General features: G+C 74.7%; 22 protein-coding genes. 6 read left to right on the top strand and 16 right to left on the bottom strand.

What is annotated here, in order from left to right:
• Positions 1–8 precede the first annotated feature (8 nt).
• Positions 9–767 carry a TetR/AcrR family transcriptional regulator C-terminal domain-containing protein gene (locus tag ABZ881_RS15295; RefSeq protein WP_358485002.1) on the bottom strand — a complete coding sequence of 253 codons (759 nt, stop codon included), beginning with the start codon at positions 765–767 and terminating at the stop codon, positions 9–11.
• Positions 768–847: 80 nt separating this feature from the next.
• On the opposite strand from ABZ881_RS15295, the gene ABZ881_RS15290 reads away from it, so the two are divergent.
• Together ABZ881_RS15290 and ABZ881_RS15285 are read left to right on the top strand one after the other, a co-directional pair.
• Positions 848–1,855, top strand: a complete 1,008-nt coding sequence (locus tag ABZ881_RS15290) for an ABC transporter ATP-binding protein (RefSeq protein WP_358485000.1) — start codon at positions 848–850, stop codon at positions 1,853–1,855.
• Positions 1,852–2,649, top strand: coding sequence for an ABC transporter permease (locus ABZ881_RS15285; RefSeq protein ID WP_358484997.1), 798 nt, complete (start codon positions 1,852–1,854; stop codon positions 2,647–2,649). Before ABZ881_RS15290 ends, ABZ881_RS15285 begins: the two co-directional genes overlap by 4 nt.
• A 3-nt stretch (positions 2,650–2,652) precedes the next feature.
• Here the strand turns inward: ABZ881_RS15285 and ABZ881_RS15280 are convergent, their stop codons facing one another.
• From ABZ881_RS15280 to guaB, 3 genes are all read right to left on the bottom strand, one after another.
• Positions 2,653–3,087: a hypothetical protein gene (locus tag ABZ881_RS15280; protein ID WP_358484995.1), complete on the bottom strand. Its 435-nt coding sequence runs from the start codon at positions 3,085–3,087 to the stop codon at positions 2,653–2,655.
• Between the two features lie 88 nt (positions 3,088–3,175).
• On the bottom strand, positions 3,176–4,300 hold the full coding sequence (locus ABZ881_RS15275; protein WP_358484993.1) for a GuaB3 family IMP dehydrogenase-related protein: 1,125 nt from the start codon (positions 4,298–4,300) through the stop codon (positions 3,176–3,178).
• 34 nt (positions 4,301–4,334) lie between these two features.
• Positions 4,335–5,846: an IMP dehydrogenase gene (gene guaB / locus ABZ881_RS15270; RefSeq protein WP_358484992.1), complete on the bottom strand. Its 1,512-nt coding sequence runs from the start codon at positions 5,844–5,846 to the stop codon at positions 4,335–4,337.
• A 122-nt stretch (positions 5,847–5,968) separates the two neighbouring features.
• Here guaB and ABZ881_RS15265 point away from each other — a divergent pair, with 122 nt between their 5' ends.
• Complete coding sequence (locus ABZ881_RS15265; RefSeq protein ID WP_358484990.1) at positions 5,969–6,379, top strand: DUF5319 domain-containing protein; 411 nt, start codon at positions 5,969–5,971, stop codon at positions 6,377–6,379.
• 103 nt (positions 6,380–6,482) lie between these two features.
• On the opposite strand, the gene ABZ881_RS15260 is transcribed toward ABZ881_RS15265, so the two are convergent.
• The 4 genes from ABZ881_RS15260 to ABZ881_RS15245 all read right to left on the bottom strand — a co-directional run bounded on the left by ABZ881_RS15260 (position 6,483) and on the right by ABZ881_RS15245 (position 10,857).
• Positions 6,483–7,712 carry an anti-sigma-D factor RsdA gene (locus ABZ881_RS15260; RefSeq protein WP_358484988.1) on the bottom strand — a complete coding sequence of 410 codons (1,230 nt, stop codon included), beginning with the start codon at positions 7,710–7,712 and terminating at the stop codon, positions 6,483–6,485.
• Positions 7,705–8,280: a sigma-70 family RNA polymerase sigma factor gene (locus tag ABZ881_RS15255; protein ID WP_358484986.1), complete on the bottom strand. Its 576-nt coding sequence runs from the start codon at positions 8,278–8,280 to the stop codon at positions 7,705–7,707. The genes ABZ881_RS15260 and ABZ881_RS15255 overlap by 8 nt, the downstream gene beginning before the upstream one ends.
• 732 nt (positions 8,281–9,012) lie before the next feature.
• Positions 9,013–9,609 carry a response regulator transcription factor gene (locus ABZ881_RS15250; RefSeq protein WP_010225624.1) on the bottom strand — a complete coding sequence of 199 codons (597 nt, stop codon included), beginning with the start codon at positions 9,607–9,609 and terminating at the stop codon, positions 9,013–9,015.
• Positions 9,610–9,810: 201 nt separating this feature from the next.
• Entirely contained in the window at positions 9,811–10,857 is a 1,047-nt protein-coding gene (locus tag ABZ881_RS15245; protein ID WP_358484984.1) for a hypothetical protein, read from the bottom strand.
• An 87-nt stretch (positions 10,858–10,944) separates the two neighbouring features.
• Here ABZ881_RS15245 and ABZ881_RS15240 point away from each other — a divergent pair, with 87 nt between their 5' ends.
• Complete coding sequence (locus tag ABZ881_RS15240; RefSeq protein WP_344028988.1) at positions 10,945–11,277, top strand: WhiB family transcriptional regulator; 333 nt, start codon at positions 10,945–10,947, stop codon at positions 11,275–11,277.
• A gap of 111 nt (positions 11,278–11,388) precedes the next feature.
• On the opposite strand, the gene groL is transcribed toward ABZ881_RS15240, so the two are convergent.
• Entirely contained in the window at positions 11,389–13,011 is a 1,623-nt protein-coding gene (groL, locus tag ABZ881_RS15235; RefSeq protein ID WP_358484982.1) for a chaperonin GroEL, read from the bottom strand.
• A 107-nt stretch (positions 13,012–13,118) separates the two neighbouring features.
• Entirely contained in the window at positions 13,119–13,415 is a 297-nt protein-coding gene (gene groES, locus ABZ881_RS15230; RefSeq protein WP_197519944.1) for a co-chaperone GroES, read from the bottom strand.
• 227 nt (positions 13,416–13,642) lie between these two features.
• On the opposite strand from groES, the gene ABZ881_RS15225 reads away from it, so the two are divergent.
• On the top strand, positions 13,643–14,551 hold the full coding sequence (locus ABZ881_RS15225; RefSeq protein WP_358484981.1) for an aldo/keto reductase: 909 nt from the start codon (positions 13,643–13,645) through the stop codon (positions 14,549–14,551).
• A gap of 74 nt (positions 14,552–14,625) precedes the next feature.
• Here the strand turns inward: ABZ881_RS15225 and ABZ881_RS15220 are convergent, their stop codons facing one another.
• On the bottom strand, positions 14,626–16,047 hold the full coding sequence (locus ABZ881_RS15220; RefSeq protein ID WP_358484980.1) for a PucR family transcriptional regulator: 1,422 nt from the start codon (positions 16,045–16,047) through the stop codon (positions 14,626–14,628).
• A 117-nt stretch (positions 16,048–16,164) separates the two neighbouring features.
• Here ABZ881_RS15220 and ABZ881_RS15215 point away from each other — a divergent pair, with 117 nt between their 5' ends.
• Entirely contained in the window at positions 16,165–17,415 is a 1,251-nt protein-coding gene (locus ABZ881_RS15215) for an aspartate aminotransferase family protein (RefSeq protein ID WP_358484978.1), read from the top strand.
• Positions 17,416–17,420: 5 nt separating this feature from the next.
• Here the strand turns inward: ABZ881_RS15215 and rimI are convergent, their stop codons facing one another.
• The 5 genes from rimI to alr are packed head-to-tail and all read right to left on the bottom strand — an operon-like array spanning position 17,421 to position 21,511.
• On the bottom strand, positions 17,421–17,885 hold the full coding sequence (rimI, locus tag ABZ881_RS15210; protein ID WP_344028975.1) for a ribosomal protein S18-alanine N-acetyltransferase: 465 nt from the start codon (positions 17,883–17,885) through the stop codon (positions 17,421–17,423).
• Complete coding sequence (gene tsaB, locus ABZ881_RS15205) at positions 17,882–18,595, bottom strand: tRNA (adenosine(37)-N6)-threonylcarbamoyltransferase complex dimerization subunit type 1 TsaB (RefSeq protein ID WP_358484977.1); 714 nt, start codon at positions 18,593–18,595, stop codon at positions 17,882–17,884. The genes rimI and tsaB overlap by 4 nt, the downstream gene beginning before the upstream one ends.
• Positions 18,596–18,606: 11 nt before the next feature.
• Positions 18,607–19,101, bottom strand: coding sequence for a tRNA (adenosine(37)-N6)-threonylcarbamoyltransferase complex ATPase subunit type 1 TsaE (tsaE, locus tag ABZ881_RS15200; RefSeq protein WP_358484975.1), 495 nt, complete (start codon positions 19,099–19,101; stop codon positions 18,607–18,609).
• Positions 19,098–20,318 (bottom strand): alpha/beta hydrolase, encoded by a 1,221-nt coding sequence (locus ABZ881_RS15195; protein WP_358484973.1) that lies wholly within the window; start codon positions 20,316–20,318, stop codon positions 19,098–19,100. The genes tsaE and ABZ881_RS15195 overlap by 4 nt, the downstream gene beginning before the upstream one ends.
• The gene (alr, locus tag ABZ881_RS15190; protein WP_358485073.1) at positions 20,315–21,511 is read right to left on the bottom strand and encodes an alanine racemase; all 1,197 of its coding nucleotides are present in this window, start codon (positions 21,509–21,511) and stop codon (positions 20,315–20,317) included. The genes ABZ881_RS15195 and alr overlap by 4 nt, the downstream gene beginning before the upstream one ends.
• Positions 21,512–21,524: the final 13 nt, after the last annotated feature.

The following is a 21,524-nucleotide window of genomic DNA, read 5'->3' as shown; positions in this document are numbered from 1 at the left end:
GATCCGGGTCACCCGGGCCCCGGACCACCCGCCAGCCGCTCGATCCCGTCCAGGATGAGTTCCAGGCCGAACTCCCAGTCCCCGTCCGGGTTGTCGGCGTCGAACCCGCCGGCGTTCCAGAGCCGCAGCATCGACGGGAACCGCTGCTCGCTGAAGTAGGTCCCCCAGAACCCGGCCCGGGCCGCGTAGTAGTCGTCCTGGGTGACCCCGGTGCGCGCCGCGACGCTGGTGTCGGTGATCTCGGCCCGGGCGGCGCCGAACACGTGCGACTCGATCAGCCCGGCCGCGCGGACCACGGTGACCGCATCCAGCCCGGTCAGCAGGACGACCCGGTAGAGGTCCTCCTGGACGTCCAGCACGTGCGGCCCCAGCGGCATCCGCCACAGGTTGGAGCTGATCAGCCAGGGATGCGCGCGGTACATCCGCCACGCCTCGTGTGCGTGGAACGCGGCCTGCCCGCGCCACGGCAGCTCGCGGTCCGGGAGCTCCCGCATCCGCCACGCCCGGTCGACCATCAGCTCGAACAGCTCGTCCCGGCCGGGGACGTAGGTGTAGAGGCTCATCGTCCCGACGCCCAGCTCCTGGGCGACCTTGCGCATGGACAGCTCGTCCACCGAGCGCGCGGCCACCGCCATCCCGGCGTCGACCACCTGATCCAGGGTCAGCCGCTGACGCGGCCCGCGGCGCGGGGCCGGCGGCGGGTCCCACAGCAGCTCGATCATCGCCTGCCCGGCGGTGGTCCCGGCGGGTAGCTGGTCGTCGGTCACGAATTCTCCCTGGCGTGGTCTTTCCGTACGGCGTACTCTAACGATGCATTACTCAGTACGGCGTACGGCGAGAGGTTGCTGTGATCCACACCGAATCGCTGACCCGGCACTTCCGGGTCGGCCGGACGACGGTCGGGGCGGTCCGCGGCATCGATCTCGACGTCGGCGCGGGCGAGCTGGTCGCCCTCCTCGGACCCAACGGGGCCGGCAAGTCGACGACGCTGCGGATGCTCACCAGCCTGCTACCGCCCAGCTCCGGGCGGGCCGAGGTGGCCGGCGTCGACGTCGCGGCGCACCCGGCCGAGGTCCGCCGCCGGATCGGCTACATCGGGCAGAAGGACGGCGCCGGGCACAACTACCGGGTCCGCGACGAGCTCGTCATGCAGGGCCGCTTCTACGGGATGGGCAGGGCCGAGAGCGTCGCGAGCGCGGACCGGCTGCTGCGCACCCTCGATCTCGGACCGCTGGCGATGCGCAAGGTCGGGTCGCTCTCCGGCGGGCAGAAGCGCCGCCTCGACATCGCACTCGGCCTCGTCCACTCCCCCCGGCTGCTGTTCCTCGACGAGCCCTCCACCGGGATGGACCCGCAGAACCGGGCGAACCTGTGGGAGCACATCCTGCGGATCCGGGCCGAGCACGGCACCACCGTCGTGCTCACCACGCACTACCTCGACGAGGCCGACGCGATGGCCGAGCGGGTCGTCATCATCGACCACGGCCGGGTGATCGCCGACGACTCCGCGGAGCGGCTCAAGAGCGAGCGGGCCGGTGACCGGCTCACCGTCACCGTCGCCGCCGGGGACGTCCCGGCCGCCCGCGCGGTGCTCGCCGCCGCGGTCACCCCGGCGCTCGCCGGGCCGGGCGGCCGGACCGGGCCGGAGCCCGAGGTGCAGGAGCGGACCGGGCCGGAGGGGCAGGCGCTCACCGTCGGCGTCCCCGCCGCAGCCCGCGCGCTTCCCGCGCTGGTGGGGCGGCTGCGCGACGCCGGGATCGACGTCGTCGCCGCCGAGTCCCGGCGGCCCACCCTCGACGACGTGTTCCTGCACCTGACCGGCCGCAGCCTGCGCGACGGGGAGGCCGGACGATGAGCGCACCCGCCACCACCGGGCCTCGGGCCACCGGCGCGCTCACCGACATCGGCAACGTCTGGTGGCGGGAGACGCTGACCATCGTGCGGGACCCGTTCTCGCTGATCTTCTCGCTGCTCCAGCCGCTGGTGTTCCTCGGCCTGTTCGGGCCACTGCTGGCCGGCGTCGTCGGCGACACCGGCGCCCTCGGCGGCTCGTCGCTGCAGTGGTTCCTGCCCGGCGTGGTCGTCATGATCACGATGTTCGGGACGTCGATGACCGGATCGAACCTGCAGTTCGAGATCATGACCGGGGCGTTCGAGCGGATGCTCGCGACGCCGCTGTCCCGGTCGTCGCTGATGGTCGGCCGGGCGCTGAAGGAGCTGACCCCGCTGGTCGTGCAGGCCGCGATCATCACCCTGGTCGCGGTGCCGTTCGGGTTCGCGCTGTACCCGCTGCACGTGCTGGCCGGGCTGGTCGTCCTGGGGATCTTCGGGATCGGCGTCGGTGCGCTGTCCTACGCGCTGGCGATCGCCGCCCGGAAGACCGAGTGGATCTTCTGGGCGGTCCAGCAGTCACTGCTGTTCCCGCTGCTGATCCTGTCCGGGATGATGCTGCCGCTGGAGACCGGCCCGGAGTGGATGCGGGCCGCGTCGGTGGTGAACCCGCTCACCTGGATCGTGGACGCCGAGCGGGTGCTGTTCGCCGGGACGTTCGCCGATCCGGCCGTGCTGTGGGGCCTGCTCGCCGCGGTGGCGACGATGGCGGTCGGGCTGACCGTCGGCGTCCGGTCGATCCGGGGCGCCACCGCCTGATCGTCAGTCCTCGTGCCGCCCGCGGGAGCGGTGCGGGGGCGGGTTCACCGCGCCCAGCAGGGCGCGCAGGTCGGCGGCAGAGGCGGCGCGGCGGGCCAGGTCGACCGCGATGACCGGGGCGATCTGCCGCAGCCGGCCGAGCACGGCCGGATCGGCGAGATCGTGCCTGCCGTCGCCGAGCCCGGTGACGATCGCGTCCGGCCGCAGCACCGCGACGGCCTGCGGATCGGGTGCGCGCTCGGCGCCGACCGGCTCCGCGCCGTCCAGCGGGCCTGCGCAGCCGACCACCCGGGCGCCCAGCTCGGCCAGCAGCGCACCGACCTCCGGATCCGTCGCCACCACCCGCTGCACCGGTCCGCGCAGCGGCACCGGGGTGCCGGTGGCGTCGACGAACGCGCGGCCGCCGCCCATGGCGGATCCGGCGGTGGGTCGGCTCATCGGGTCCTCCTCGACCTGCGGGACGGCTCTGCCGACCATCATGCACCGGCGCGCCGGACCGGGAGCCGTCCCCGGCCGGGGTGGTCGGTCAGGCCCGCAGGTTCAGCCCGACCCGCTGGAACTCCTTGAGGTCCGAGTAGCCGGTCTTGGCCATCGCCCGGCGCAGCGCACCGAACAGGTTCGTGGTGCCGTACGGGCTGTCGGTCGGGCCGAACAGCACCTGGTCCAGCGTCCGCCCGGACCGGCCCAGGCCGGTCACCTCGGAGCGCGGAAGCGACGGGTGCGCCGCCGACGAGGTCCAGTACAGGCCGCCGGCGGGTGCCTCGGCGGCCTCGGCCAGCTGCTCGCCGAGCATCACCGCGTCCGCGCCGCAGGCCACGGCGCGGGCGATGTCGCCGGAGGTGCCGATCCCGCCGTCGGCGATCACGTGCACGTAGCGGCCGCCGGTCTCGTCGAGGTAGTCGCGGCGGGCGGCGGCGGCGTCGACGATCGCGGTCGCCATCGGCACGCCCACGCCCAGCACCTCGTCGGTGGTGGTGGCGGTGGACTGCCCGTAGCCGACGATCACCCCGGCCGCGCCGGTGCGCATCAGGTGCAGCGCGGTGCGGTAGTCACCGACCCCACCGGCGACGACCGGGACGTCGAGGTCGGCGATGAAGTCCTTCAGGTTCAGCGGCTCGCCGTCGGAGACGTGCTCGGCCGAGACGATGGTGCCCTGCACGATGAGCACCTCGACGCCGGCGGCGAGCAGTGCCGGGGTCAGCTCGCGGGCCCGCTGCGGGCTGACCCGGGCCGCGACGGTGTGCGCACCGTCGCGCAGCGGGCGCAGCGCCTCGGCGATCAGGTCCTCGCGGATCGGCGCCTGGTGCAGCTCCTGCAGCAGTGCGAGGGCGGTGTCCGACTCGTCGCCGGTGGCCGCCTCGACCACCTTCGCCAGTGCGCCCTCGGCGTCGCCGTGCCGGGCCCACAGGCCCTCGGCGTTGAGCACCGCCAGACCGCCCAGCTCACTGACCCGCACCGCCGACGACGGTGAGACCACCGCATCGGTCGGGTGGGTCACCAGCGGGATGTCGAACCGGTAGGCATCCAGCTGCCAGGCCGTCGACACCGCCTTCGAGCTGCGGGTCCGCCGCGACGGCACGATCTCGATCTGGCCGAGGTCGTAGGCACGACGGGCCTCCCGGCCCATCCCGATCTCCACGAGGTCACGCACGAGCACACCCTAGGCGGCGCTCCCGCGCCGCGGACTAGCGGGCGGCGTAGTTCGGCGCCTCGACGGTCATCGTGATGTCGTGCGGGTGGCTCTCCTTGAGCCCCGCCGCGGTGATCCGGACCAGCCGCGCCTGCTGCAGCTCCGGGATCGTCTGCGCGCCGACGTAGCCCATGCCCGAGCGCAGCCCGCCGCCCAGCTGGTGCACCACCGACGACAGCGGCCCACGGAACGGGATCCGCCCCTCGATGCCCTCCGGGACGAGCTTGTCCTCGCTGAGCACGTCGTCCTGGGCGTAGCGGTCCTTCGAGTAGCTGCGCCCGGCCGCGCCGGCGCGGCCCTGCATGGCGCCCAGCGAACCCATGCCGCGGTAGGTCTTGAACTGCTTGCCACCGACCAGCACGACTTCGCCCGGCGACTCCGCGGTGCCCGCGAGCAGCGAGCCCAGCATCACCGTGGACGCACCGGCCGCGATCGCCTTGGCGACGTCCCCGGAGTACTGGATGCCGCCGTCGCCGATCACCGGGACGCCGGCCGGGGCGCACGCCCGGGTGGCCTCGTAGATCGCGGTGATCTGCGGCGCGCCGACCCCGGCGACGACCCGGGTGGTGCAGATCGAGCCCGGGCCCACACCGACCTTGACGGCGTCCGCGCCGGCCTCGACGAGCGCCAGCGCGCCCTCGTAGGTGGCGACGTTCCCGCCGACGACGTCGACCTGCTCGCCGACCTCGGCGCGCAGCTTCGCGACGGTCTCCAGTACCCGCCGGGAGTGCCCGTGCGCGGTGTCGACCATCAGCACGTCCACACCGGCCTCGACGAGCAGCATGGCGCGCGCGTAGGCGTCGTCGCCGACGCCTACCGCGGCGGCGACCACGAGCCGGCCGTCCGGGTCCTTGGTGGCCAGCGGGTACTGCTCGGTCTTGTTGAAGTCCTTGATCGTGATGAGGCCGCGCAGCACGTCGTCGCCGTCGACGATCGGCAGCTTCTCCAGCTTGTGCCTGCGCAGCAGGCCGAGCGCCGCCTCCGCGGTCACCCCGACCTTCGCCGTCACCAGCGGCGCCCTGGTCATCACCTCGGCGACCGAGCGGTCCTGGTCGACCTCGTAGCGCATGTCCCGGTTGGTGATGATCCCGACGAGCTTGCCGCCCTCACCGGTCACCGGTACGCCGGAGATCCGGAACTTGGCGCACAGCGCGTCGACGTCGGCCAGCGTCGCGTCCGGCGAGCAGGTCACCGGGTCGGTCACCATCCCGGCCTCGGACCGCTTGACCACCTCGGCCTGGGCCGCCTGGGCCTCCGGGGAGAGGTTGCGGTGCAGCACGCCCAGTCCACCGGCCCGGGCCATGGCGATCGCCATCCGGGACTCGGTGACGGTGTCCATCGGGGACGACACCAGCGGGACCTGGACCCGGACCCGCCGGGTGACCTGGCTCGAGGTGTCGGCGGAACTGGGCACGACGTCCGACTCGGCAGGGAGCAGCAGGACGTCGTCGAACGTCAGGCCGAGCATCGCGAACTTCTCGGGCAGGCCGCCGATCTCGCTCGTCATCTCCTGGAGGCTCCTTGCAGTCACGGCTACCGCGGCGGGCGCCCGCCGCGCCGACGCCATCGTACGTCCACCATGGCGGGGTGGGCCGGGGCCCGGCCCTGTGCCCCGGTACCGTGTACAGCGTGTCACCAGAGGCGCTGCCACCGGACCCGTTCGCCGGAGACCCGGATGACCCTGCGCGCTCCATGGGGGCGCTGGACGATCACGTCGAGATCACCGGAGCGGGCTCCGGTGACCCCGACGGACCCCCGCTGACCGAGACCGACCGCGGCGAGATCCTGGCCGACCTGGCCGATCTCGCGGTTTACCAGGCGCTGCTGTCCGGCCGTGGGGTCCGGGGCATCGTCGTGGACTGCGCCGACTGCGGTGAGCAGCACTTCCACGAGTGGAACCTGCTGCGGGCGAGCCTCCAGCAGCTGCTCGACGAGGGCCGGATGCGGCCGCACGAGCCTGCCTACGATCCCGATCCCGCGCACTACGTCACGTGGGAGTACTGCCGCGGGTACGCGGACGCGACGCTCGCCGACGGCTGAGCCGCGCGACCCGGCCGGGCTGAGACGAAGACCGCACAGCGACCTGCGGCACACACGAAGGGCGGGCCCGGCCGGGCCCGCCCTTCATCGTTCCTGCGTCGCGCTAGTTGGGGCTGCTGCTGACCGCCCCGGTCGCGGTCGACGACGTCGGCCCCTCCGGGTCGGAGCTGCCCTCGCCGGAGGCGGTCGGCCGGGTCGACGACGTGGTGGTCGTCGGGTCGGCCGAGCCCTCGGTGGTCGGCGAGGTCTGCGACGGGTCCGGGCTCGTCGTGGTGGACGGGTCGGACGTGGTGCCCCCCGGGCCGGACAGCACCCGCGGATCGGTCGAGCCGCTCGGGTCGGCCGGTCCGGGGCTGCCCTCGCCGCCACCGGTGGTGCCACCGGGAGCGGTCGAGCCGGGCGGCGGGGACGGCTGCTGCGGCTGCGCCGGCGGCGGCTCCTCCGGGGTGCCCTCCGACGCCGGGGGTGGCGGCGGGGCCGGGGTGCCGTCGCGCAGCGGGGACCGCGGATCGGTCGGGGTCCCGGGCGGCGTCTCGGCGACCTTGGCGGTCAGGAACCGGTTCTGCTGCTCGAAGTAGCCCTGCTCGTCCGGCCCGACCTTGTCGACCAGCGGGCCGAGCGAGGTCAGGTCCTGCTGCGCGCCGACGGTGTCGCCGACGGCCAGCTTGGCGTTGACCCGCTCGATGCCCTGTCGCAGGTCGGCCGCGGCCTGCACCTGCTCGGCGCGCTCGCTGTAGAGCACCTTCGAGACGCCCCAGAGCGTGTCGCCCGGCACCGCCTCGTGGGCACTGATCGAGACGACGGCGAGCGCGCAGGCGGCCACCGCCGCGGCGGCGACCAGCGGACGCAGGTAGGAGACCTTCCGCGACGGCCGCGCCGGCTGCAGCATCTGCACGGCCTCGTCGGTGCCGACGAGCTCGGGGACCGGTTCGCGGTCGACCTCGTCCTTCCAGGACGACAGCATCGCGACCAGCCGGTCGTCGACGTCGTAGCCCTGGCTGCCGGGGCCGGACACGCCGAGCCCGGAGGACAGCGCGTTGATCAGCTCGTCGTCGGCCTGCAGCTCGACCAGGTCCACCGGACCCTCGTCGTCGAGCTCGGCGAACCGCCTGCCGACCGGCTGCGGGGCGGGATGCCCGTTGCGGCCGGGCGGGTGGACGTAGCCGTTCCCGTTCGGGCCGTGCGGTCCGCCCTGGCTGTTCGGGCCGCTGCCGTGGCGGCCCGTGCGGGGCTCGCCGAAGCGGCCCCGGGTCACCGGTGCCGGCGGTCGCTCCCAGCCGTCGCCGGGCGGCGGAGGGGAGCCCGGACCGACCGGACCCTGGTCGTCACGCATCCCGGACCACCTCCTCACTCATTATCTTCCGCAGCCGGGTCAGCGCCCGGTGCTGTGCCACCCGGACGGCGCCCGGTGTGGAGTCGACGGCCGCCGCGGTCTCCTCCGCGGACAACCCCACGACCACCCGCAACACGATGATCTCCCGATGCTTGTCCGGGAGGACCTCCAGCAGCCTGGACATCTCCGCGGACAGTTCGACCTGAAGGGCCCTGCTCTCCGGACCGTCCGCGATCTCGATCCGGTCCGGCACGTCCGCGACGGGCTCGGACCGGTTCCGGGATGCGGCGCGGTGCGCGTCGATCACCTTGTGCGACGCGATGCCATAGACGAAAGCGAGGAACGGGCGGCCCTGCACCCGGTACCCCGGCAACGCCGTCAGCACTGCAACACACACCTCCTGGGCGACGTCGTCCGCCGAGACGGACCCTCGGTCGGTCCCCAGTCGGGCGCGGCAGTAGCGCACGACGAGGGGCCGAATCATGGTGAGAACGCGCTCGACCGCGGAGCGATCGCCGGCCATGGCCGCTTCGATCCACTCGTCGGGTACGTCTCTTGATTCACTCATCGTGGGGAACCGCCCAGGCGTTACGAGACTCCGTCAGTGTCATCCGATCGTGGAGGCAACCCGCCACAGGACAGGCGGGGACCACAGTCCGCCCACCGTATCCGAGCGCAGTACGCCCGCGGGAGTTGCTCCACACGGAGTCAGACGATCGTGCGGAGTGTCGGGTTGCGCGGCGTGTCGGGTGCACGCGGTCACCAGCCGGGCACGGTCGGCGAACGGTCTGTTCGGGCCGCGGCGGGACGATCCGGGCGCTGCGCGGCGATGACAGGGCACATGACAGGGCCACTGACAGGGCCCGGACACCGGGACCGGACCGCCCGGCGCCGGTGGTGCCCGGCTCGGCGCTGTCCGGGCCGAAGGTCCTCGCGCGGGCGACGTAACACCAGAGGCGCGAGTGACGAGAGTGAAGCAGGAGCAGCGAGGTGACGACTCCCGGCGCGCGAGCGACCGCTCGTCCGCGGGGCGACGGCACGCGCTCGGGATGGGCATGCCGCCGACGGCGGACGGGATGTGCGGGTCCGGCCGCGGGGAGCACGACCGGCGCCGCGGCCCGGGACACGGGCCGTCGAGGGGTGCGCGCTGCGCACTCCGCACCGGACCGCGGGGGTCGGCCCGGCTCACCAGATCACATCCGGGGGTCGCGCCGGTGGTGCGGCGCCGACCGGATGCTGCGGGCGTTCCGGCTCGGGACCGGCGGACGCTCCGCGGGAACGACGTGGGTGTGGAACCCGGTCAGGAGACCAGGCCGCGGCGGAAGCCGTGCGCGACGGCCTGTGCCCGGTCCCGGACGCCCAGCTTGCGGAACAGCCGGCGCGCGTGGGTCTTGACGGTGTCCTCGGACAGGTAGAGCTCGCGGCCGATCTGGCCGTTGCTCTTGCCCTGGCTCATCCCGCGCAGCACCTGCAGCTCGCGCTCGGTGAGCTGGACACCCGGGTCGGTCGGCACCCGCGGGGTCGGCACCGAGGTGCTGGCCAGGGTGTGCGCGAGCGCGGCGACCAGCTCGGGACGCGAGGCGTCCCAGCGCAGGTAGCCACGGGCCCCGCCGGCGATGGCGGCGGCGATGCTGCCGGCGTCGTCCGGGGCGCCGAACACGATCACGTTCGCCTGCGGGTGGGCCGCGACGAGACGCCGGGTGGCCTCCACGCCGGTGGGGACCGCTCGCTGCGTCCCGACCAGGACGACGTCGACGGACTGGCGGGCGTAGCGGGCGAGGAGTTCGTCCCCGTGGGCCACGCAGTCGATGCGCTGGACCCCGGGGACCGCGGACATGACGCGAGTCAATCCCTCGCGGACGCTGCGACGATCGTCGCAGATGAGTACCGTCGTCACGACGATTCCTTCCTGCAGCTTCCTGCAGCCGGGTGATATTCACCCTCCGAATCGGCGGGTGACCCTCTCACCTTGACACGGTCGGGGCGAATTTGTTGCCCCCGTTCGGAACCTCGCCCCGCCTGGCTCAGCGTCATGTGGGTGAAGGGTCGCCGAATGGAGTAGTCCATACGGTACATCCTCCGGGCCCGCCTGCGGGCACTACTCCCGCAGCAGCTCCCGCCCGGAGCCGTCACTTCGCGTATATAGGACGCTCACCGTGCGCAACACCGCACTTCGGCGACCCTCCGCATCCGTTTGGCGACTACGCGTATCGAATCGTGACGCTCCGGCGTGTCGGCCCCTGGCGTCCGGATCATGCCGGCCGTCCGGCGTCGCCCGATCGGCCGTGGCGTGTCCGGTTCGTGCACGGCCGGCTCCCGCGGACGGACCACCGCGCTGTCCGGATGGCGGCCGGGCGCCGGTGCGGGCCGCGAGATCGGCGCCGGCGAGCAGCGCGGCACGGTGCAGCGGCAGCAGCCCGGAACCGTCCGCCTCCGCCGCGACCGCGTCCAGCTCGGCGAGCACCGCGACCGGGTCCTCGCCCGCGACCCCGCCGGCCACCGCGCGGACCAGCCGGCTCTTCAGCACGTGCCGGGGCGAGCCGAGTAGCCGGGCCCCGGCCAGCGCGCGCCCGGCCGCCCCGAGCGCCGCGATCGGGTCCCCCGCGATCAGCGCGGTCTCGGCCAGCACCCAGTCGTGGCGCACCCGGCTCCGGTGGCCGGGCCCGCCGCACCACGGCCCGGCGCGGTCGAGCAGCACCCGGGCGGTCCGCGCGTCGAACCGGCCGAGGGCGTCCGCGGCGAGCCCGGTGAGCGCGTCGGCCGTCGCGGCACCGGCCCCGGTCCCCCAGACGTCGGCGGCGGGCGGGGCACCCGCGGCGGCGATCGCGGACAGCGCCCGGAGCGCCCCGCCGTCGAGCACCGCAGCGGCGGCGTGCCCGCCCAGCTGCCGCAGGTGCGACGCCCGGGCGACCGCGGCGTGCGCCCGCAGCACCGGCCCGGCGGCCGGCGACCGGGACAGCGGCTCCAGCACCGCCGCGGCGGCCGCGTAGTGGCCGAGCCCGCCGAGCGCGACCCCACCGGCCCAGCGCCACAGCGGTCCGGACCGGCCGGCCGCGGCCGTCTCGGCGGTGCTCGCCGGGCCGCCGAGCAGGCGCCGGATCCCGGGCGGCGGGCCGGCTCCCGGATCCGACGTCCGGACGTGCACGATCGTTCACCTCGAATCAGGTTTGCGCCCGGCAGACCCCGGGAAACTGGACATCGACACGTCCGAGGTCGAAGGCAGGTGACGAACATGGCGGACATCCGGAGGCTTCCCGGCCCGGTCGCCGACATCTACGACTGGCAGATGGAGGGAGCCTGCCGGGGGATGGACAGCGCGTTCTTCTTCCATCCCGAGGGCGAGCGCGGGCCCGCGCGGGCCCGGCGCGAGGCACGCGCCAAACAGGTCTGCCAGGAATGCCCGGTGCTGGCCCAATGCCGGGAGCACGCGCTGAAGGTCCACGAGCCGTACGGCATCTGGGGCGGGCTCTCCGAGTCTGAGCGCGACACGATCATCCGCGGGCCGCGCCGGACCCTCAAGGTCGCCGATCCCCAGCCGATCGAGAAGACGCTGGGCTCCGCCTGAGCGTCGCACCCTGCCGCGACACCGGCGCGTCACACCGGTTCCCGATGCCGTCGAGGGCGGGTGGTCGACCCGACCACCCGCCCTCGACGTGTGTGCTGTGTGGATCCGGGGTCAGTGCCCGTGCCCGTGGCCGTGACCACCGGCGGCGGCCGGCGGCTCCTCCTCGGGCTTGTCCACCACGGCGCTTTCGGTGGTGAGCACCATCCGCGCGATGGAGGAGGCGTTCTCCACCGCCGACCGGACCACCTTGACCGGGTCGATGACCCCGTCGGCGATCAGGTCGCCGTAGCTGCGGCTGGCCGAGTTGTACCCGGTGCCCCAGCCCTTCTCGGCGACCCGGGACACCACGATCGAGCCCTCGTCGCCGCCGTTCTCGGCGATCCAGTGCAACGGCGCCGAGAGCGCCTTGCGGACGATCGCGACGCCGGTCGCGGCGTCACCGGTCAGGCCCAGACCGCCGTCGAGCTCCGAGGCGACGTGCACCAGTGCGGAACCGCCACCGGGAACGATGCCCTCCTCGACCGCCGCCCGGGTCGCCGCCACGGCATCCTCGATGCGGTGCTTGCGCTCCTTGAGCGCGGTCTCGGTGGCCGCGCCGGCGCGGATCACCGCGACGCCGCCGGAGAGCTTGGCCAGGCGCTCCTGGAGCTTCTCCCGGTCCCAGTCGGAGTCGGACTCCTCGATCTCACGCTTGAGCAGCGCGACCCGGCCAGCGACGTCGTCCTTCGAGCCGCCGCCCTCGACGATCGTCGTGTTGTCCTTGGTGACCACGACGCGCCGGGCCCGGCCCAGCAGCTCCAGCCCCGCCTCGTTGAGCTTGAGGCCGATCTCGGGGTTGATGACCTGACCGCCGGTGGCGATCGCCAGATCGTCCATGAACGCCTTGCGCCGGTCACCGAAGAACGGCGACTTCACCGCGGCGACCTTGACGGTCTTGCGGATCGAGTTCACCACCAGGGTGGACAGGGCCTCGCCCTCGACGTCCTCGGCGATGATCAGCAGCGGCCTGCCCTCGCCGAGCACCTTCTCCAGCAGCGGGAGCAGGTCCTGAATGGAGCTGATCTTGTCCCGGTGCAGCAGGATGTACGGGTCGTCGAGCGCCGCCTCCATCGACTCGGAGTCGGTGACGAAGTACGGCGAGAGGTAGCCCTTGTCGAACTGCAGGCCCTCGGTGATCTCCAGCTCCGTCGAGAGCGTGGAGCCCTCCTCGACGGTGATGACGCCGTCGTTGCCGACGGTCTGGATCGCCTGGGCGATCAGGTCGCCGATCTCCTGCTCGCGGGAGGCGATGGCGCCGACCTGGGCGATGTGGCTGCCCGCGTCGACCGGGGTCGCCCGGGAGAGCAGGACGTCGGACACCTTCTGCGCGGCGGCCGCGATGCCCTGGCCGAGCGCGAAGGGCGCGGCGCCCGCCGCGACGTTGCGCAGGCCCTCCTTCACCAGCGCCTGGGCCAGCACGGTGGCGGTGGTGGTGCCGTCGCCCGCGACGTCGTTGGTCTTGGTGGCGACGGTCTTCGCCAGCTGCGCCCCGAGGTTCTCGAACGGGTCCTCGAGGTCGATCTCGCGGGCGATCGTGACGCCGTCGTTGGTGACCGTGGGGCCACCGAACTTCTTGTCGATGACGACGTGCCGGCCGCGCGGGCCGAGCGTCACCTTCACCGCGTCGGCGAGCTGGTTCACGCCGCGCTCGAGCGCGCGACGCGTGTTCTCGTCGAAGCTGATCTGCTTCGCCATCTTCTCTTCTCTCAACCTCTCGTCATGGGGAGAAATGCGACCGCCCCGGCCGGGACACCCCTCGGGGTGGACCCGCCGGGGCGGTGCGCGTCACGAGATGCTCGGCGTCAGTTGACGACGGCCAGCACGTCGCGGGCGGAGAGGATCAGGTACTCCTCGCCGTTGTACTTGACCTCGGTGCCGCCGTACTTCGAGTAGATGACGACGTCGCCGACCGCCACGTCGAGCGGGACGCGGTTCCCGTTGTCGTCCACCCGGCCCGGGCCGACGGCCAGGACCTTGCCCTCCTGGGGCTTCTCCTTGGCGGTGTCCGGGATGACGATGCCGGAGGCGGTGGTGGTCTCCGCCTCACTGGCCTGGACGACGATCTTGTCCTCGAGCGGCTTGATGTTCGCCACGACGATGACCTCCCCTTCCTGGGGTGAATCCGGTGTCACGGGTATGTCCGGTGTCAGCAGCGCGCACGTACGCCCTCCCGCCCCGCCGTCGCGGGTGCCGGGGCGACAGGTGTCCGTCGCGCGCATTGGCACTCTACTCACGAGAGTGCCAGAACCGCGACGGGGGCTCAACCGGTTCTTCACCCACCCGGGGCACGAACTGCGGTGCACCCCGGAGGGTAGCGTCCACAGCCGTGGCTGACCTGGTTCTCGGGGCGAACGTGTTCGGCTGGACGGCGGACCGGGACGCGTCGTTCGCGGTGCTCGACGCGTTCGCCGACGCGGGCGGGACGATGATCGACACCGCCGACTCCTACATGTGGCGCCATCCCGGCAACTCCGGCGGCGAGTCCGAGACGATCCTCGGCGAGTGGATGCGGGCCCGGGGCAACCGGGACCGGCTGCACATCGCCACCAAGGTCGGCGCACTGCCCGGGCACACCGGGCTCGCCGCGGAGAACATCGCGGCCGCCGCGCGCGCGTCGCTGCGCCGGCTCGGCACCGACCGGATCGACCTCTACCACGCACACCGCGACGACTCGGACACCGCGCAGGAGGAGACCCTCGACGCGTTCGACGCGCTCGTCCGCGAGGGCCTCGTCCGCGAGATCGGCGCGTCGAACTTCGGCCCCGAGCGGCTGCGTTCGGCGCTGGAGATCTCCGCACGCGACGGGCTCACCGCCTTCACCGCCGTCCAGCCGCTCTACAACCTGATGGAGCGCGACGACTACGAGGCCGCGCTGGCGCCGCTGGCGGAGTCCGAGAAACTGGCCGTCTACCCGTACTACGGGCTGGCCAGGGGCTTCCTCACCGGCAAGTACCGGCCCGACTCGGTGCCGGAGGGTCCGCGCGCCGAGCGCGCCGCCGCCTATCTCGACTCCCGCGGCCGCGCCGTGCTCGCCGGGCTGGACGAGATCGCCGCCGGGCACGGCGTGCCGGTCCCGGCCGTCGCGCTGGCCTGGCTGGCGGCCCAGCCGTCGGTCACTGCGCCGATCGCCAGTGCCCGCACCCCGGAGCAGCTGGCGCAGCTGTTGCCGATGCGGACCCTGGAGCTCACCGACGACGAACTGCGCCTGCTGGCCTACCTGTCGGCGACCGGCTGACCGGTCCCGGGGCGGTCGCGCGCGGATCCCCGTGCCGGGTCGCCGACAGCCACGCCGCGTGGCGCACCTCGCGATCACCCGCCGGTGAGCAGGGCGAGGTAGATCCCGGCCAGCACCGCCGGGTCCCGCAGGTCCCCGACCAGCGCCTGCACCCGGCCCAGCCGGTGCCGGACGCTGTTCGGGTGCACGTGCAGCGCCCGCGCGGTCGCCGGTACGTCCTGGCGGTGCGCGAGCCAGACCCGCACCGTCTCGACCAGCGGCGGGGCCAGCGGCGCGAGCAGGGGCCGGGCCAGCTCCGCGGTGCGCTCCTCGCCGATCTGCAGCACCATCCGGTCGAGGACGCCGAGGTCCCCGGCCCGGACCGGGCCGCCGCCGGTCAGCGCCGCGTGCCGGGCGGCGAGCCGGGCGTCGCGGTGGCCGGGGCCCAGCGGCGCCCCTGCAGCGACCCCGGCCGACCCGGCCACCGGGGGCCCGGGGGCGGGGACGTCCTCCCCCACGACGGCCACCACCGAGCCGTCGACCTCGCCGAGCAGGTACGGGACGCGCAGCGCGTCCAGCGTGCGCTCGGCGTCGGCGAGTGCCGTGCCGGCGGCCAGCACGAGCACCGTCCGAGGCCGGTCGGCGGGCGGTCCGTGGGTCCCGGCGTCCGGGCCGGGCGCCGGGTCCCCGGCCACCAGCCGGTGCAGCTCGGCGGCCCGGTCCGCCCGGCGGCGGAGCGCGTCGTCGTCCGCGGCCGCGGCCAGCCCGCCGAGCAGCCGCGCCACCAGCGCCACCGCCCGCACGATCAGCGGGACCGGCACCGATCCGCGCGACGCCCCCGCGACCAGCCACGCGCGCAGCTCGCCGCGCGGCCGGACCGCGGCGGCGAACAGCCCGTCGGCGTCCACCACCTCGACCGGCGGCCCGGTGATCGCGAGCCCGCGGAACCGGGTCCAGCGCTCGGCCGCCCCGGCCCGGCCGGATGCCGGATCGGCGGCGAGCACCGACCCGTCCGGGCGGTGCAGCGCGACCCCGCAGCGCAGCGCGCGGGCGAGCCCGTGCACCAGCGACTGCTGCGGGACCGGCCCGTCGAGCAGCCCGGTGAGCGTGTCGGTGATCGCCGCGGTCCGCCGGAACACGTCCCGGTCGCGATCCAGCACGGCCGCGTCGACGGCGCGGACGATCTCCCGGAACGGCGTCGCCTCGGGCACCGCGAACAGCGGCAGCTCCCGGCGGCGGGCCTCCTCGACCAGCGCGGCGGGGACGGTGTCGTGCACGATCCCGATCCCGAACCCGAGCGCCGCGAGATCACCGGCGGCCAGCTCCGCGACCAGCTCCCGGCAGTCGGCGGGCGAGCCGAGCCGCAGGCCGGTGGTGAGCAGCACCCAGCCCGGCGGCACCCAGCGCGTCGGGTGCCCGATCTCGACGACGTGCGCGCCGAGCACCGGCCGCCGCCGCCCCGGCACGACCGGGACGAGCCCGAAACCGTCCCGGCCGAGCAGGTCGTCGAGATCCACACCCTTGTGAATAACACAACGACGCCGTCCACAGTTGTGGATCCACCGGGATCCGGCGGCCGGCGATCGGGGCTAACGTCGAACGGCGAGTCCCCGTCCCGCCCAGGAGGTCCGCCGATGTCCGCGTTCTGGCATCCGTTCGCCGCCATGCACTCCGTCCGCGACAGCGCGGTGACGATCGTCCGCGGCGAGGACGTCTGGGTGTTCGACGACGCAGGCAGGCGCTACCTCGACGGCACCGCGAGCCTCTGGTACGCCAACGTCGGCCACGGCCGGCGGGAGATCGTCGACGCGATCACCGAGCAGCTCGGCCGACTGGAGGCGTACTCCACGTTCACCGACTTCACCAACGGGCCGGCCGAGCGGCTCGCCGCCGAGATCGCCGAGCGCGCCCCGCTGGACGGCGGCAAGGTCTTCTTCACCAGCGGCGGCGGCGACTCGATCGAGACCGCCGCGAAGCTCGCCAGGGAGTACTTCGGCGCGATCGGGGAACCGCAGCGCACGGTGCTGCTGCACCGCGAGCACAGCTACCACGGCACCCACGGCCTGGGCACCTCGCTGGCGGGCATCCCGGGCAACCGGCTGGCCGGGCCGTTCGTGCCGGACGTCGTGCAGACCCCCTGGGACGACGCCGCCGGCCTGGAGAAGGCCATCGTCGATCTCGGCCCGGAGCGGGTCGCGGCGTTCTTCTGCGAACCGGTGATCGGTGCGGGCGGCGTACTGCCGCCACCGGAGGGCTACGTCGCGGCCGCCGCCGAGGTCTGCCGCCGGCACGGGGTGCTGTTCGTCGCCGACGCGGTGATCTGCGGGTTCGGCCGGCTCGGCGACTGGTTCGGCGTCGAGCGGTTCGGGGTCCGCCCGGACATCGCCGTCTTCGCGAAGGGCGTGACGTCGGGCTACCAGCCGCTCGGCGGGATCGTGGCGTCCGAGCGGATCGCGGCCCCGTTCTGGGACGTCCCGGGCCGGGTGTTCCGGCACGGCCAGACCTACGCCGGTCATCCCGCGGCGTGCGCGGCGGGCAGCGCCACGATCGCCCTGCTGGAGCGGGACGGGCTGCTGGCCAGGGCCGACATGCTGGAGACGCAGCTGCTGGAGCGGCTGCAGGGGATCGCCGACCATCCGCTGGTCGACCACGCCCGCGGCGGCACCGGGGTGCTCGGCGCGCTCGCGCTCGACCCGGAACGGCTGGCCGGGGCGCCCGACCTGCCGCAGCGGGTGTTCCGCGCGGCCCGCGAGCGCGGGGCGCTGATCCGCCCGATGGGCTCGGCGGTCGGCTTCTCGCCGCCGCTCACCGCGACCGCCGAGCACCTCGACCTGCTGGCCGAGGTGACCGCGGCCGCGCTGGACGACGCCGCTGTGACTCGGTAGGCGGCTCAGCCGCGCGCGGTCCGGCGCATGGTGTGCGCGTCGGCGCCGGACGGGTGGTAGTACCGCTTGCGCAGGCCGACGATCTCGAAGCCGTGCCGCTCGTACAGCGTCCTGGCCGGCTCGTTGTCGGTCCGGACCTCCAGGAACACGGTGGCGCGCAGCTCGTCGGCGACCTCCAGCAGCTTCGCCAGCAGGGCCCGGCCGATCCCGTGCCGCTGCCAGGCCGGATCGACGCCGATCGTGTGCACCTCCGCCTCGGCCTGCGGCGGACCGGCGACGACGGCCAGCCCGGCGTAACCGACGAGCTCGCTGCCCGCCCGCGCGGCGAGATAGAGCTGCCCGGAGCTGACGGCGTCCCGGAACGCCTGGGCGCTCCACGGGTCGTCGCCGGGGAACAGCAACCGCTCCAGCTCCGCGCAGCGCTCGGCGTCGGCCCGGTAGAGCGGGCCGACCGTGACGGTGGTGCTCATGCGGTGACGCGCTTGCGCCCGGTGGGCTCGACGGCGTCCGGGCGGCGCAGGTAGAGCGGCTCGACCGGCTCCGGCTCCCGGCCGGCCCGCAGCGCGGCCGCGGCCACCCCCACCAGGCCCTCCGGGGTGGCGGCATCGGGTCCGCCGACCGGGACACCGAGCCGGTCGGCGAACGCCGGGTCCCCGGCGACGGTGCCGACCGCCAGCTCGCCGAGCCGGCCGGCCAGCGTGTCCGGCGGTTCGACGGCGGGGCCGCTGAGCCGCCGCGCCGCCGGGTCGTAGGCCGCCCAGTACACCTCGCGCCGGCGCGCGTCGGTCACGACGAGCAGGTTGCCCGGCCCGGCCTGCGGACGTTCCGCGCCCGGCTCGACGATCCCGGCCGCGGCCAGCGCGATCGCGTCGTGCGTGCAGACGCCGTGCACCGGGACGTCGAGCGCGTGGCCGAGCGCGGCCGCCGAGGCGATCCCGACCCGCAGCCCGGTGAACGGCCCCGGTCCGGCGCCGACCACGATCGCGTCCACCGTCGCGAGGTCCCGGCCGGTCTCGGCGCACAGCGCCCGCACGGCGGGCATCAGCAGCTCGCCGTGCCTGCTCGGGCGGGTGGGGGAACCGCGGTGGGCGCGGACGGCGAGGGCCCGCGGGGTGTCCTCCAGCGCGACCAGGCCGGCGGTGACGACCGGGGTCGCGGTGTCCAGGGCCAGTACCAGCACGGTCGGCCAGCCTACGGGCGTGCGGTGCGGCGCAGCGTGGCGACCCGGGTCTCGTCGTCGCGGCGCTCCAGGACGACCTCGACGGCGCGCTCGGCGAGCCGGTCGGCCACCCCGATCCCCCACTCGACGGCGACCACGGCCCGGTCCAGCTCGGTGTCCAGGTCCAGGTCGTCGAGCTCGTCGATGACCGCGGCGGCAGCGGCTGTGTCGTCCGGCCCGCCGGCGCCGCCCAGCCGGTAGGCGTCGACGTGCACCAGCGCCGGCCCGTCCCCGGACGGCGGGTGCTCGCGGGCGATCACGAATGTCGGCGACGCGACCTGCCCGGTCACCCCGAGCCCGCGGGCCAGCCCGCGGACCAGCGCGGTCTTGCCCGCCCCGAGCGGGCCGGCGAGCAGCAGCACGTCCCCGGCGACGAGCTCGCGGCCCAGCTCCTCGCCGAACGTCTCGGTGTCGGCGACGGTCGGCAGCTCGCGGCGCAGCGGCGCGGCACCCGGCGCGGGGATCACGCGCGGCCCTTCCGCTTCCCGCGGCCGGCCCCGCGCAGGACGCCGGCGCGGCGGCGCGGCCGGTCCGGCGTGCCGTCGGCGTCCGGGCGCCGGTCCGGGCCGTGCTCGGGGCGCCTGCGCCGGAACCGGCCGCCCCGGGTGCGTTCCAGGCTGCGTTCGATCAGCGCACCCAGCTCGGCGTCGACCTTCTCCGGCTGCTCCAGCATCGGCATGTGCCCGACGCCGGGCAGCCGCACCAGCCGCGCGGTCGGGATCGCGTCGGCGATCACCTCGCTGTGCCGGTACGGGATGATCCGGTCGCCGTCGCCGGCGAGCACCAGCACCTCGGCGCAGCACAGGCCGGGCAGCGCGGCAAGCCGGTCGTGCGTGCCGAGGGTGTCGACGAAGTCGGTGAGCGCACCCACCGCGTTCGAGTCGATCATCGTGTCGACCAGGTCCACCATCCGCGGGTCGACCTGCCGGTCGCCGTAGGCGAACCGCTTGGTGATCGCCCAGATGATGTCGCCGAGCGCGCGGCGGCCGGTCTCCACCAGCCCCGGCTGCCAGGCGGCGAGCCCGCCGAGCGCGCGGATCACCGGGTTGCGGCGGGACAGGAAGGTGCCCGGCAGGCCGGACGCCGCCATCTCGCCCGCCGACGTCGACACCAGCGCGACGGCGGCGACCCGGTCGTGGAACAGCTCCGGGTGCTGCTCGGCGAGCGCCATCACCGTCATGCCGCCCATCGAGTGCGACACCAGCACCAGCGGCCCCTCCGGGACCATCGCGCGGATCACCGCGTCGAGGTCCCGGCCGAGCTGGTCGATGGTGCAGGAGTCCTGCGGCGCCCGCTCGGAGCGGCCGTGGCTGCGCTGGTCGTAGAGCACCATCCGCACCGACGGGTCGGTCATGCCGGCCAGGAACGCGCGCTGCTCCTGCCAGGTCCGCCGGTCCAGCGCGAAGCCGTGCACCAGGACGACGGTCGCGGCGGGCTCCGATCCGTCCGCGGGCGCGACCTCCTCGCAGGCGAGCCGGATGCCGTCGTCGGCCATCACCGAGCTCTCCTCACCGATCCGGCCGGGCGAGGGCGCGCCGCCGTGCTCGGCCATCTCGGTGGCCAGGCTGCGCCGCGCCGCGGCGATCTTGCGGCGCTGCGCGGCGACGCCGACACCGGCGGCCGCCCCGGCCGCGCCGACCAGGCCGCCGGTGATCCCGGCGACCGTCCATCCCCTGCGGCTCACGCCTGCCCTCCGTCGTGCACCGTCCGGCGGACCCGGCCCCTGATCCCGGTGACGATCTCGTAGTGGATGGTGCCGAGCTCGTCGGCCCACTCGCGGGCGGTCGGCCCGCCGCCCGCGCCGGTCCCGAACAGCTCCACCGGGTCCCCGACGGCGACCGCGAGCGCGCCCGGCTCCCCGCAGTCGACGACGAACTGGTCCATGCACACCCGGCCGGCCACCGGCCGGATCGTGCCACCGATCCGCACCCGCATCCGGCCGCGGTCGTTCCCCCGCCGCGGGACACCGTCGGCGTAGCCGAGCGGCACCAGCGCCAGCACCCGCGGCTCGGCGGCCACGAACTCGTGGCCGTAGGACACGCCCTCGCCCGCCGGGACCGTCTTCACCAGCGCGACCCGCCCGCGCAGCGTCATCGCCGGGCGCAGCGGGCTGTCCGCGGGCTGCGCGATCGGGTCCAGCCCGTAGGCGGCGATACCCGGACGGACCAGGTCGAGGTGCAGGTCGGGACGGGTCAGCGTGGCCGCCGAGTTGGCGAGATGGCGCAGCGGGGCGAAGCCGCGGTCGCGGACGTGCGCGACGGCCGCGTGCAGCCGGGCCGCCTGGGCGTCGATGCTGGGATCGCCGGGCTCGTCGGCCCGGGCCAGGTGCGACCAGACGGCGACCGGCTCGGCGGTCCCGTCGGCGGCGGCCGCCACGACGTCGTCGACCAGGCCCGGCCACTCGCCGGGCGGGCAGCCGTTGCGGCCCAGCCCGGTGTCGGCCTTGAGGTGCAGCCGGACCGGCCGGCCGGCCGCGCGGGCCCCGGCGAGCACCGCGGCGAGGTGCTCGCGGGAGGACACCGACAGCTCCACCCCGGCCGCGACGGCGGCGGCGAAGTTCTCGTCGGGCAGGTGCAGCCAGCTCAGCAGCGGGGCGTCGATCCCGGCGGAGCGCACCGCGAGCGCCTCGTCGAGGGTCGCCACGCCCAGCCGGGTCGCGCCCGCCGAGAGCGCGGCCCGGGCGACGCCGGGTGCGCCGTGGCCGTAGCCGTCGGCCTTCACCACGACCATCGTCTCGGCGCCCGAGCGGGCCGCCGCACCGGAGAGCAGGGCGACGTTGTGCCGCACCGCGTCCAGGTCGATCACGGCCTCCGCGCGCGGGCCGCCGGCCGGGGGTGTGGCGGCACCCGCACCGGGCACGGGTTCGGTGGCAGGCAACACGGGCCCGATC

This window comes from Pseudonocardia sp. NPDC046786 (genome assembly GCF_040645415.1).
Classification (GTDB): Bacteria; Actinomycetota; Actinomycetes; order Mycobacteriales; family Pseudonocardiaceae; genus Pseudonocardia; species Pseudonocardia kongjuensis.
Note: the sequence above shows the minus strand (reverse complement) of the source record. Positions and strands in the feature narration are given on the sequence as shown.

Coding starts and splice junctions, on each gene's coding strand:
- groL (WP_358484982.1), bottom strand. CDS start 13,011: ATGGCGAAGCAGATCAGCTTCGACGAGAACACGCGTCGCGCGCTCGAG.
- ABZ881_RS15280 (WP_358484995.1), bottom strand. CDS start 3,087: ATGAGCCGACCCACCGCCGGATCCGCCATGGGCGGCGGCCGCGCGTTC.
- rimI (WP_344028975.1), bottom strand. CDS start 17,885: ATGAGCACCACCGTCACGGTCGGCCCGCTCTACCGGGCCGACGCCGAG.
- ABZ881_RS15260 (WP_358484988.1), bottom strand. CDS start 7,712: ATGCGTGACGACCAGGGTCCGGTCGGTCCGGGCTCCCCTCCGCCGCCC.
- ABZ881_RS15215 (WP_358484978.1), top strand. CDS start 16,165: ATGTCCGCGTTCTGGCATCCGTTCGCCGCCATGCACTCCGTCCGCGAC.
- ABZ881_RS15285 (WP_358484997.1), top strand. CDS start 1,852: ATGAGCGCACCCGCCACCACCGGGCCTCGGGCCACCGGCGCGCTCACC.
- ABZ881_RS15240 (WP_344028988.1), top strand. CDS start 10,945: ATGGCGGACATCCGGAGGCTTCCCGGCCCGGTCGCCGACATCTACGAC.
- guaB (WP_358484992.1), bottom strand. CDS start 5,846: ATGACGAGCGAGATCGGCGGCCTGCCCGAGAAGTTCGCGATGCTCGGC.
- ABZ881_RS15255 (WP_358484986.1), bottom strand. CDS start 8,280: ATGAGTGAATCAAGAGACGTACCCGACGAGTGGATCGAAGCGGCCATG.